General features: G+C 43.4%; 6 protein-coding genes. All 6 read right to left on the bottom strand.

The genetic code is table 11. The features are described from left to right. Nucleotides 1-189 precede the first annotated feature (189 nt). On the bottom strand, nt 190-1,374 hold the full coding sequence (tuf, locus tag PTRA_RS01110) for an elongation factor Tu (RefSeq protein WP_058372367.1): 1,185 nt from the start codon (nt 1,372-1,374) through the stop codon (nt 190-192). 62 nt (nt 1,375-1,436) lie between these two features. Further along, on the bottom strand, nt 1,437-3,551 hold the full coding sequence (gene fusA / locus PTRA_RS01105; RefSeq protein ID WP_058372366.1) for an elongation factor G: 2,115 nt from the start codon (nt 3,549-3,551) through the stop codon (nt 1,437-1,439). A 27-nt stretch (nt 3,552-3,578) separates the two neighbouring features. Continuing rightward, nucleotides 3,579-4,049 carry a 30S ribosomal protein S7 gene (gene rpsG / locus PTRA_RS01100; RefSeq protein WP_011326942.1) on the bottom strand — a complete coding sequence of 157 codons (471 nt, stop codon included), beginning with the start codon at nt 4,047-4,049 and terminating at the stop codon, nt 3,579-3,581. 98 nt (nt 4,050-4,147) lie between these two features. Then, a complete protein-coding gene (gene rpsL, locus PTRA_RS01095; protein WP_008165517.1) occupies nt 4,148-4,522 on the bottom strand; it encodes a 30S ribosomal protein S12 in 375 nt (124 codons plus the stop codon). Nucleotides 4,523-4,714: 192 nt separating this feature from the next. Further along, on the bottom strand, nt 4,715-8,887 hold the full coding sequence (gene rpoC / locus PTRA_RS01090; protein WP_058372365.1) for a DNA-directed RNA polymerase subunit beta': 4,173 nt from the start codon (nt 8,885-8,887) through the stop codon (nt 4,715-4,717). Nucleotides 8,888-8,991: 104 nt separating this feature from the next. Then, on the bottom strand, nt 8,992-13,017 hold the full coding sequence (gene rpoB, locus PTRA_RS01085; RefSeq protein ID WP_058372364.1) for a DNA-directed RNA polymerase subunit beta: 4,026 nt from the start codon (nt 13,015-13,017) through the stop codon (nt 8,992-8,994). Nucleotides 13,018-13,089 lie beyond the last annotated feature (72 nt).

The raw sequence follows: 13,089 nt of genomic DNA, 5'->3' as shown, positions 1-13,089 counted from the left end.
CAGTGCGCAGCATCAATCACAGCGACAAAATACCACATAGTTAACCCATCGCAAGCCGGCCTAAATAACCTCTTTAAAATCACTAAGCGCTCTTTTTATAGCTAAGTTCTAAAAAGTTTACTTTATTCCGGGCATTAAAAAACCGAGCATAAGCTCGGTTTTTTTAGTACTAATTAGCTAGGCTAATTATTACGCTACGATGTTTGCAACAACGCCAGCGCCTACAGTACGACCACCTTCACGGATAGCGAAACGAAGACCTTCGTCCATCGCGATTGGCGCGATTAGAGTTACTGTCATCTTAACGTTATCACCAGGCATTACCATTTCTACGCCTTCTGGTAACTGTACGTCACCAGTTACGTCAGTTGTACGGAAGTAGAACTGTGGACGGTAACCTTTGAAGAATGGAGTATGACGACCACCTTCATCTTTTGAAAGTACGTATACTTCTGATTCAAAAGTAGTGTGTGGCTTGATTGAACCAGGCTTAGCTAGTACTTGACCACGTTCAACGTCTTCACGCTTAGTACCACGTAAAAGTGCACCAATGTTCTCACCAGCACGACCTTCGTCAAGCAGTTTACGGAACATTTCAACACCAGTACAGATTGACTTAGTTGTATCACGGATACCAACAATTTCAATCTCGTCGTTGATGCGGATAATACCAGCTTCAACACGACCAGTTACAACAGTACCACGGCCTTGGATTGAGAAAACGTCTTCGATAGGCATGATGAATGCTTTATCGATGTCACGCTCTGGCTCTGGAATGTAAGAATCAAGTGCATTTGCAAGCTCAATGATCTTATCTTCCCACTCTTTCTCGCCTTCAAGCGCTTTAAGTGCTGAACCTTGAATTAGTGGTAAGTCATCACCTGGGAAGTCGTATTCTGAAAGAAGTTCACGAACTTCCATTTCTACTAGTTCAAGTAGCTCTTCGTCATCAACCATGTCACATTTGTTCATGAACACGATGATGTAAGGAACGCCAACTTGACGAGAAAGTAGGATGTGCTCACGCGTTTGTGGCATAGGGCCATCAGTCGCAGCAACTACTAAGATAGCGCCATCCATTTGAGCAGCACCAGTGATCATGTTTTTAACATAATCGGCGTGACCAGGACAATCTACGTGTGCGTAGTGACGTGTAGGTGTATCGTATTCAACGTGAGACGTTGAAATAGTGATACCACGTTCGCGCTCTTCTGGAGCGTTATCGATTGATGCGAAATCTTTAGCAACACCGCCGTATACTTTTGCAAGTACGTTAGTGATTGCTGCAGTTAGTGTAGTTTTACCGTGGTCAACGTGGCCGATTGTACCTACGTTTACATGCGGTTTTACGCGTTCAAACTTTGCTTTTGCCATCTTAAAAAATTCCTATAAAGAAATTAAAGTCTAACTCACTATTGAGTTAAACAAGCTAAAAATCATATTACAGCGCGAGCTGAAATTATTGTCTCTGCAACATGTTTCGATGCTTCGGCGTACTTCAAAAACTCCATAGAGTATGAAGCACGACCCTGTGTTGCAGATCGTAAGTCAGTAGCATAACCAAACATTTCAGAAAGGGGAACCTGTGCATTAATTTGCTTCAGTCCACCTAATGCATCTTCCATGCCTTCGATCATGCCGCGGCGACGGTTTAAGTCACCAACTACATCACCCATGTTTGCTTCAGGAGTGAGTACTTCAACCTTCATTACTGGCTCTAAAAGTACCGGGCTCGCTTGCAGCGCGCCTTGTTTCATTGCCAATGAACCTGCTATTTTAAATGCCATTTCATTCGAGTCTACATCATGGAATGAACCATCATATAAAGTCGCTTTAACGCCAAGTAATGGGTAGCCTGCCAGCACACCTTGAGCCATTTGCTCTTGGATGCCTTTGTCTACCGCAGGGACGTATTCTTTGGGAATAGAACCACCTACAGTTTCGTTAACGAACTCGTAAATTGGTGCTTCGTCATCCGTAATATCCATCGGTTCAAGTTTAAGCCAGACGTGACCATATTGGCCACGACCACCTGATTGACGTATAAACTTACCTTCAACTTTAACAGTTGAACGGATAGCTTCTCGGTATGCAACCTGCGGCTTACCAACGTTACATTCAACACTGAATTCACGTTTCATACGTTCGACGAGGATATCGAGGTGAAGTTCACCCATGCCAGATATTATAATCTGACCCGATTCTTCGTCGGTTTGTACACGAAAAGATGGGTCTTCAGCCGCTAGTTTACCCAGCGCGATCCCCATCTTATCTTGGTCAGCGATTGTGCGAGGCTCAACCGCAACAGAGATTACTGGTTCAGGAAATTCCATACGCTCAAGCGTAATAATGGATTTCGGATCACACAGTGTTTCACCTGTTGTTACGTCTTTGAGACCAATAGCCGCCGCGATGTCGCCTGCGAAGACTTCTTTGATCTCTTCACGTGAGTTTGAATGCATCTGTACGATACGACCAAGACGCTCACGCTTACTTTTAACTGGGTTGTATACCGCGTCACCCTGTTTAACAGTACCAGAGTAAACACGGAAAAAAGTTAAGGTGCCAACAAACGGGTCCGTTGCAATTTTAAATGCAAGTGCAGCAAACGGCGCTTTATCATCAGCAGGACGCTCTTCTTCGGTACCATCTTCTAGGATACCTTGAATTTGTTTCACTTGCGTAGGAGCAGGCATGTATTCAACAACGCAATCAAGCACAGCTTGAACACCTTTGTTTTTAAATGCGCTACCACACGTCATAGGAACAATGTCGTTTGCTAATGTACGTTGGCGTAAAGCTTCTTTTATTTCGGCTTCACTTAACTCTTCACCCTCTAAGTATTTATCCATTAGTTCTTCAGTAGCTTCTGCAGCACTTTCAACTAAATGAGAGCGCCATTCGTCGGCTAATTCCTGAAGTTCTGCCGGTATTGCCTCATAAGAGAAAGTCATCCCCTGGTCTTCATCATTCCAGTTAATGGCTTTCATCTTAATAAGGTCAATAACACCTTTAAAGCCGTCTTCAGCGCCTATTGGCAACTGAATTGGAACAGGCGTTGCTCCAAGACGAGATTTCACCTGGCTAACAACTGCAAAGAAGTCAGCGCCTGTGCGATCCATTTTGTTTACGAAGATCATTCTTGGAACTTCGTATTTGTTCGCTTGACGCCAAACTGTCTCAGTTTGCGGCTGTACACCCGATGAAGCACAAAGAACAACTACCGCACCATCTAATACGCGTAAAGAACGCTCTACTTCGATAGTGAAATCAACGTGTCCTGGAGTATCAATAATATTGATACGATGAGCGTCAAATTGAGCGTCCATCCCTTTCCAGAAACACGTAGTTGCAGCAGAAGTGATTGTGATACCACGCTCTTGTTCCTGCTCCATCCAGTCCATAGTTGCAGCACCATCATGCGTTTCACCGATCTTATGAGAAAGACCGGTGTAAAACAGAATACGTTCTGTTGTGGTGGTTTTGCCTGCATCTACGTGAGCGCAAATACCGATATTGCGATAGCGCTCAAGTGGAGTTGTACGTGCCATAAAATCCTCTTAAAGGTTAAGGGCAGATTACCAACGGTAATGAGCGAATGCTTTATTCGCTTCAGCCATACGGTGAACGTCTTCACGTTTCTTAACCGCAGTGCCTTTGTTGTCAGCAGCGTCAACGATTTCTTGAGCTAAACGTAAGCCCATAGATTTTTCGCCACGCTTACGAGCAGCGTCTACTAACCAACGCATACCTAATGCGTTACGACGAACTGGACGTACTTCAACTGGTACTTGGTAAGTTGAACCACCAACACGGCGAGATTTAACTTCTACCTGTGGGCGGATATTATCAAGTGCCGTTTCAAAGATTTCTAGGTGCGACTTGCCTGATTTCTCAGCAGCCACATTTAGCGCACCATAAACGATTTTTTCAGCAGTAGATTTCTTGCCATCTAACATTACGATGTTTACGAATTTCGCAAGAAGCTCCGATCCGAACTTAGGATCTGGAAGAATTTTACGTTGACCTATTACGCGTCTTCTAGGCATTTTGTATCTCCGGTTTATTCAGGTTTGCTCTTATCGAGTCAATAACCCAAAACAATAATTAAAAATATTTAGTGCTTGGCCTTACTAACGGAGAACTATTAGCCTTTAGGGCGTTTAGTACCGTATTTAGAACGAGCTTGGCGACGATCGCTAACGCCTGCACAGTCAAGTGCACCACGAACGGTGTGAAAACGCACACCTGGTAAATCTTTAACACGACCACCACGGATTAGGATTACACTGTGCTCTTGAAGGTTATGACCTTCACCACCAATGTATGAAGTTACTTCGAAACCGTTAGTTAAACGTACACGAGCTACTTTACGTAACGCCGAGTTTGGTTTCTTAGGTGTAGTTGTATATACGCGAGTACATACACCGCGCTTTTGCGGACACGCTTTAAGCGCAGCTGAGTTACTTTTCGTAACCTTGCTACGGCGTGGCTTACGCACTAGCTGGTTAATAGTTGCCATTTAAATAGCTCCTGAAATTAGAATTACTACTGAAAAAATAAAAAATCCGCCCGTTTTTACAAGTTTGTTTTAAACGCACAGGTAAATGGGTGGCGGAATTTTAATGAGCAAAGATTGACCTGTCAACCTAAACCGCTCGCAAGGTAGAAGATATCTACCTTGCGAAAACCTAATCTATTGATTTGGTTTAGTTTATTGATTTCCAGATAAATCCGCATTTAAAGCATCAGTTAGCGCTTGAGTTGCCTCTTCTGCACTTACAGTCTGCTCTTCTACTACATTTCTTTGCTTACGGCGAGCCATACGTTCTTGATGATACGAAAAGCCGGTACCGGCTGGGATCAAACGACCCACTATTACGTTTTCTTTCAGACCGCGTAACTCATCGCTCTTACCATTCACTGCTGCGTCGGTTAAAACACGTGTTGTCTCTTGGAAAGAGGCTGCAGAGATGAAAGATTCTGTTGCTAGTGATGCTTTTGTGATACCCATTAACTGGATTTCAAACTTAGCTGGGATCTTACCTTGAGCTTCAAGGTCGCGGTTTGCGATATTAACGCGTGCCACTTCAATTTGCTCACCGGCTAAGAAGTCAGTATCACCACCGTGCATAATGGTACATTTACGTAACATTTGACGGATAATAGTTTCAATGTGCTTGTCATTGATCTTAACGCCTTGCAAACGGTAAACCTCTTGCACTTCGTTAACAATGTAGTTAGCAACATGAGTCACACCACGTAAGCGTAAGATGTCATGCGGTGATTCTGGACCATCGGCGATAACTTCACCTTTAGACACTCGTTCACCTTCAAACACGTTAAGTTGACGCCATTTAGGGATCATCTCTTCGTAATGATCACCTTCATCTGGCGTAATAACTAAACGCTTCTTACCTTTAGTCTCTTTACCAAAGCTAATTGTACCGGTAACTTCAGCTAAAATAGCTGGTTCTTTCGGTTTACGAGCTTCGAATAAATCGGCTACGCGTGGTAGACCACCCGTGATATCACGAGTTTTCGAACCTTCTTGCGGAATACGTGCTAATACGTCACCAGGGTTTACTGTCGTGCCGTCAATTACTTCAATCGTAGTGAATGAAGGAAGACGTGTTTCTTGTAAGCCGCGCTCTTCACTTTCAATGATAAGCTTAGGTTCTTTCGCATTCGCTTTAGAAAGATCTTTTACAACTATACGGGTTAAACCGGTTAGTTCATCTGTCTGTGTTTCAGTATTCGAGTCATCGATATCGCTGAACGATACTTTTGACTTATGCTCAAGTACGATTGGGTGACTATGCGGGTCCCAAGTAGCAACGATGTCGTTACCTTGAACTTCTGCATTGTCTTGTACTGTTAATACTGCACCGTAAGGTACTTTATAACGCTCTTTTTCACGGCCATAACTATCAATGATAGTAATTTCCGTAGAACGCGAAATAATAGCAATCTTACCGTCTGTATTTAATACGTACTTAGCGTTGTGAAGCTTTAATGTACCGTTAGTTTTAACTTGTACATTATTCTCAGCAGACGCTCTAGATGCCGCACCACCGATGTGGAATGTACGCATCGTTAACTGTGTACCTGGCTCACCAATTGATTGTGCCGCGATAACACCTACTGATTCACCTGCGTTGATGATATGGCCACGTGCTAGGTCACGACCGTAACAGTTAGCACAAACACCAAAGTCATTATCACACGTGATAACAGAACGTACGCGAACTTCATCTACTGAGTGCTCTTCTAAAAGGTCACACAGTTTTTCGTCAAGCATAATGTTACGCTCAACTAGTACTGTATTAGTACCTGGAATAACAATATCTTCAGCAACAACACGACCTAGTACACGTTCACGAAGTGCTTCTACAACATCACCACCTTCAATAAGCGGTTTCATTGTTAAGCCATCTTCTGTGCCACAGTCGTCTTCATTGATTACCAAATCTTGTGCAACGTCTACTAGACGACGCGTTAGGTAACCCGAGTTAGCTGTTTTAAGTGCTGTATCGGCAAGACCTTTACGCGCACCATGCGTTGAGATGAAGTACTGAAGTACGTTTAGACCTTCACGGAAGTTAGCTGTGATTGGCGTCTCGATGATTGAACCATCTGGACGTGCCATTAGACCACGCATACCCGCCAACTGACGGATCTGAGCAGCACTACCACGAGCACCTGAGTCGGCCATCATAAACACTGAGTTAAATGACGCTTGCTCTACTTCTTCACCTTGTGCATTGATAACTGTGTCTTTCGACAAGTTAGACATCATCTCACGTGATAAGTTTTCATTTACACGTGACCAGATATCGATAACTTTATTGTACTTTTCACCAGCCGTTACAAGACCTGATTGGAATTGTTGGTTGATTTCAGTAACTTCAGCTTCAGCTGATTCAATGATCTGCGCTTTAACCGGTGGGATAACTAAGTCATCAATACCGATTGAAACACCTGACTTCATTGCATAATGGAAACCGGTGTACATAATTTGGTCAGCAAACATAACGGTGTCTTTAAGACCAAGACGACGGTAACACTCATTAATTAAGCCAGAAATCTGCTTTTTACCTAGCGGCTGATTGATTGACTCATACGGCATGCCTTTTGGTAAAATTAGCGACAGAATTGCACGACCAACAGTTGTATCGATAACAGTGATAGTATCTTCTACTACGCCGTTTTCGTTTTTAACTGATTGACTAATACGTACTTTCACAATTGCGTGAAGGTCTGCATTGCCACTACGGTATGCTTTTTCTGCTTCTTTTGGATCTTTAAATATCGCGCCTTCGCCTTTCGCGTTAATACGGTCACGAGTCATGTAATAAAGACCCAATACAACATCCTGTGAAGGAACGATGATTGGCTCACCATTCGCAGGAGATAGAATGTTGTTTGTAGACATCATTAAGGCACGAGCTTCAAGCTGCGCTTCGATTGTTAACGGTACGTGTACCGCCATTTGGTCACCATCGAAATCGGCGTTGTAGGCCGCACATACTAATGGATGCAAATGAATCGCTTTACCTTCGATAAGCACTGGTTCAAACGCTTGGATACCCAAACGGTGAAGTGTTGGTGCACGGTTAAGTAATACTGGATGTTCACGAATTACTTCGTCAAGCACATCCCATACTTCCGGCATTTCACGTTCAACCATCTTCTTCGCAGCTTTGATTGTCGTAGCCATGCCGCGACGCTCTAATTTGCCATAGATGAATGGTTTGAATAGCTCAAGTGCCATCTTCTTAGGAAGACCACATTGGTGAAGCTTAAGTGTAGGACCCACTGTAATTACAGAACGGCCTGAATAATCTACACGCTTACCAAGTAAGTTCTGACGGAAACGACCTTGCTTACCCTTGATCATATCGGCAAGAGATTTAAGAGGACGTTTGTTAGAACCTGTAATTGCACGACCACGACGACCGTTATCAAGTAGCGCATCTACCGCTTCTTGTAACATACGTTTTTCGTTGCGTACGATAATATCTGGTGCTGCTAAATCTAGTAGACGCTTAAGACGGTTATTACGGTTAATAACACGACGGTAAAGGTCATTTAGATCAGACGTCGCAAAACGACCACCGTCTAGTGGTACTAATGGGCGTAGATCAGGTGGCAATACTGGAAGTACTGTCATGATCATCCATTCAGGGTTATTACCTGATTGGTGGAACGATTCCATTAACTTAAGACGTTTAGTGATTTTTTTACGCTTAGTTTCAGAGTTAATTGTTGGTAACTCTTCACGCATTTCAGCAATTAATTGTGCAAGATCGAGTTCACGAAGCAAGTCTAAAACTGCTTCAGCACCCATCTTAGCTTCAAATTCATCACCATGCTCTTCAAGTGCATCTAGGTATTCTTCTTCACCTAATAGCTGACCACGCTCAAGCGTTGTCATACCAGGCTCAGTTACTACGAATGATTCGAAGTAAAGAACACGTTCAATATCACGAAGCGTCATATCTAGCATTAAGCCGATACGTGACGGTAATGATTTTAAAAACCAAATATGCGCAACTGGGCTCGCAAGGTCAATATGACCCATACGATCGCGTCGCACTTTAGTGAGTGTAACTTCAACGCCACACTTCTCACAGATCACACCGCGGTGTTTAAGACGCTTATATTTACCACATAAGCATTCATAATCTTTCACTGGGCCGAAAATACGGGCACAGAATAAGCCATCGCGCTCAGGCTTGAAAGTACGGTAGTTAATAGTCTCAGGTTTCTTTACTTCACCGTATGACCACGAACGAACCATGTCTGGTGAAGCAAGACCAATGCGAATTGCATCGAATTCTTCGGTCTTATTTTGTTGCTTCAGAAACTTAAGTAAGTCTTTCACCTTAGCTCTCCTGTCGGAGTTAATCTTGAGGACGGATAATCTCGTCCCTACATTCTATTCGGCCGTAACAGATGCTGCAGCGTTAACTGCAGCATCTAATTGGCTTAATTTTCTTCCAACTCGATGTTGATACCCAGTGAGCGGATTTCTTTTAACAATACGTTAAACGATTCTGGCATACCTGGTTCCATTTTATGGTTACCATCAACGATGTTTTTATACATCTTAGTACGACCGTTCACGTCATCCGATTTCACTGTTAGCATTTCTTGTAGAGTGTAAGCAGCACCGTAAGCTTCAAGTGCCCATACTTCCATCTCACCAAAACGCTGGCCACCGAACTGTGCTTTACCACCCAGCGGCTGCTGAGTAACAAGGCTATAAGAACCAGTAGAACGCGCATGCATTTTGTCATCAACTAAGTGATTCAGTTTCAGCATGTACATGTAACCTACGGTTACTTGACGTTCGAACTGATCGCCAGTACGGCCATCATAAAGTGTAACCTGACCACTTCTTGGGTAGCCCGCAAGCTCAAGCATGTCTTTGATTTCGCTTTCTTTCGCGCCATCAAATGCTGGAGTAGCTATTGGTAAACCACCTTTTAAGTTTTCAGCCAAACGACGAATTTCGTCATCTGTAAAGCTATCAATGTCTACTACTTGACGAGACTCGCCAATTTCGTAGGCTTGTTTAATGAAGGCACGTAACTCATGCAGCTCACGTTGCTCTTTCATCATTTCTTCAATGCGTTCACCAATACCACGTGCAGCTAGACCCATATGTGTTTCAAGGATCTGACCGATGTTCATACGTGATGGTACACCCAGTGGGTTAAGTACGATATCTACCGTACGACCTTTATCATCGTATGGCATATCTTCTACTGGTACGATAGTCGAGATAACACCTTTGTTACCATGACGACCCGCCATTTTATCACCCGGTTGGATACAACGTTTAACAGCTAGGTATACTTTAACAATCTTAAGTACGCCAGGTGCTAGGTCATCGCCTTGAGTGATTTTACGACGTTTGTTTTCAAACTTCTTATCGTATTCAGCTTTAAGCTCGTCATACTGGGCTGCTAATTGCTCAAGCTCAGCTTGCTTGTCTTCTTCAGCAAGGCTTTGCGTAAGTAGCTTCTCAGCATTTAATAACGCTAATTTGTCTTCATCAAAGCCAGCTGCGATAAGTAACTTACGCGCACGGTCTAATACACCAGCTTCTAGAATACGGAACTCTTCGTTGAAGTCTTTCTTCGCATCGCGAAGCTGCATTTCTTCAACTTCTAACGCGCGCTTATCTTTTTCAACACCATCACGGGTGAAAACTTGCACGTCAATTACAGTACCAGTTACAGAATTTGGTACACGTAAAGAGCTGTCTTTAACGTCAGACGCTTTTTCGCCGAAGATAGCTCGTAGTAGCTTCTCTTCAGGCGTTAATTGCGTTTCGCCTTTCGGAGTCACTTTACCTACTAGAATATCGCCGCTTTTAACTTCAGCACCAATATAAACAACGCCTGATTCATCAAGCTTGCCTAGCGCAGATTCGCCCACATTCGGGATATCTGCAGTGATCTCTTCAGAACCTAATTTAGTATCACGGGCAATACACTGTAGTTCTTGAATGTGGATGGTCGTTAGACGATCTTCTTCAACTACGCGCTCTGATAGTAAGATTGAATCCTCGAAGTTATAACCATTCCATGGCATAAATGCCACGCGCAAGTTTTGACCAAGAGCTAAGTCGCCCAAGTCAGTCGAAGGACCATCTGCTAACACATCGCCACGAGTAACCGGTTCGCCAACCATACAAGTTGGTTTTTGGTTAATACATGTATTTTGGTTAGAACGTGTGTATTTGGTTAAGTTGTAAATGTCGATGCCCGCTTCGCCTGGAACGCGTTCTTCTTCATGTACATTAACAACGATGCGACTTGCGTCACAATACATTACTTCACCACCACGTTTTGCAACGATAGTAACACCAGAGTCTTTCGCTAGTGTTAACTCAATACCAGTACCTACTAACGGCTTATCCGCTTTCAATGTTGGTACTGCTTGACGTTGCATGTTTGAACCCATCAATGCACGGTTAGCATCATCGTGTTCTAAGAACGGGATAAGTGCTGCCGCTACAGAGATCACCTGTTGTGGTGATACATCCATATATTGCTGGTCCATACGTCCCATAAAGGTAGATTCACCTTTGTGACGACATGGAATAAGTTCATCTACAAACTCATTGGTTTCGGTTAAGTTTGAGTTCGCCTGTGCGATAACAAACTGACCTTCTTCAATGGCTGATAGGTAATCAACTTCATCAGTTACAACACCGTCTACCACTTTGCGGTAAGGTGTTTCTAAGAAACCATAATCATTAGTACGTGCGTACGTAGATAATGAGTTAATTAGACCGATGTTTGGACCCTCAGGAGTCTCGATTGGACATACGCGGCCATAGTGAGTTACGTGAACGTCACGTACTTCAAAGCCTGCGCGCTCACGAGTTAGACCGCCCGGCCCTAATGCAGAAATACGACGCTTATGCGTTACTTCTGATAGCGGGTTATTTTGGTCCATAAACTGTGATAACTGAGACGAGCCGAAGAACTCTTTAACCGCTGCCGAAATAGGCTTAGCGTTAATAAGATCTTGTGGCATTATCGCATCTAGGTCACCTAAGCTTAAACGCTCACGTACAGCACGTTCTACACGTACTAAACCTACACGGAATTGGTTCTCAGCCATTTCGCCAACACTACGTATACGACGGTTGCCTAAGTGGTCAATATCATCTACATCGCCAACACCGTTACGAATAGCAATCAATACTTTCATAACAGACACGATGTCTTCTTTGCTTAATGTGCCTGGGCCTGTATCGGTATCGTAACCAACACGGCTATTGAACTTCATACGACCTACAGTTGATAAGTCATAGCGCTCTTCTGAGAAGAACAAGTTCTGGAATAAGGCTTCAGCCGCGTCTTTCGTCGGTGGCTCGCCTGGGCGCATCATGCGATAAATTTCTACTAATGCTTCTAAACGGCTGCTTGAAGAGTCAATGTTCAATGTATTTGACATGTAAGCACCGCTGTCCACTTCATTGATATATAACGTATCAATTTTAGTGTGACCGGCTTTAACCAATTCAGCCATTAATTCAAGCGTTAGCTCGTCATTTGCATTAGCTACAACTTCACCTGTTGACTCATCAACATAGTTTTTCGCTAATACGCGACCAATGATGTACTCATGTGGTACTTCTAATTGCTTAATGCCTTTTTTCTCGATGTTCTTGATATGGCGAGCCGTAACACGACGACCACTTTCAACAAACACTTCACCGTCTTCGCTCTTAATATCAAAAGCGGCGGTTTCACCACGTAAACGTGAAGGTACCAGTTCCATAAGAACTTTACCGTCAGTTACTTCAAACGTAGTGTTGTCGAAGAAAATACCAAGAATGTCTTCACTCGAGTACTCAAGTGCACGTAAGATAATAGACGCCGGTAATTTACGACGACGGTCAATACGTACATACAAGTTATCTTTTGCATCAAATTCAAAGTCTAACCATGAACCACGATATGGGATAACACGTGCGTTATATAACACTTTACCCGATGAGTGAGTTTTACCGCGGTCGTTATCAAAGAATACACCAGGGCTACGGTGTAGCTGAGAAACGATAACACGCTCTGTACCATTAATTACAAAGGTACCGGTATCGGTCATGAGCGGAATTTCGCCCATGTAAACTTCTTGCTCTTTAATGTCTTTAACTGTGCCTGGAGCTTCTTTGTCCATAACTACAAGACGCAATTTCACGCGAAGTGGAGCAGAATAAGTCACACCGCGAATTTGACATTCTTTTACATCGAAAACTGGCTCGCCAATACGATAACTTACGTATTGCAGCTCAGAATTTCCTGAGTAGCTTTTAATTGGGAACACAGAACGGAAGGCTGCTTCCAAACCATGATCGCCATCAGCGTCAGGCACTAAGAATTTTTTAAACGATTCTAACTGTGTAGATAGTAAGAAAGGTATATCCAAAACTTGTGGACGTTTACCAAAATCCTTACGGATACGTTTCTTTTCAGAATAAGAGTAAGCCATGGGGTTCCTCAGCTTGCTGATCTTTGACCCGACCTGTTCTTGTAAGAACAGACTTAACTGGCATCTATGCCA

Source organism: Pseudoalteromonas translucida KMM 520, assembly GCF_001465295.1.
Taxonomy (GTDB): Bacteria; Pseudomonadota; Gammaproteobacteria; order Enterobacterales; family Alteromonadaceae; genus Pseudoalteromonas; species Pseudoalteromonas translucida.
Note: the sequence above shows the minus strand (reverse complement) of the source record. Positions and strands in the feature narration are given on the sequence as shown.

What these genes read in the sequence shown, in the direction of transcription:
- tuf (WP_058372367.1), bottom strand. Translation starts at nt 1,374, where the DNA reads ATGGCAAAAGCAAAGTTTGAACGCGTAAAACCGCATGTAAACGTAGGT.
- fusA (WP_058372366.1), bottom strand. Translation starts at nt 3,551, where the DNA reads ATGGCACGTACAACTCCACTTGAGCGCTATCGCAATATCGGTATTTGC.
- rpsG (WP_011326942.1), bottom strand. Translation starts at nt 4,049, where the DNA reads ATGCCTAGAAGACGCGTAATAGGTCAACGTAAAATTCTTCCAGATCCT.
- rpsL (WP_008165517.1), bottom strand. Translation starts at nt 4,522, where the DNA reads ATGGCAACTATTAACCAGCTAGTGCGTAAGCCACGCCGTAGCAAGGTT.
- rpoB (WP_058372364.1), bottom strand. Translation starts at nt 13,017, where the DNA reads ATGGCTTACTCTTATTCTGAAAAGAAACGTATCCGTAAGGATTTTGGT.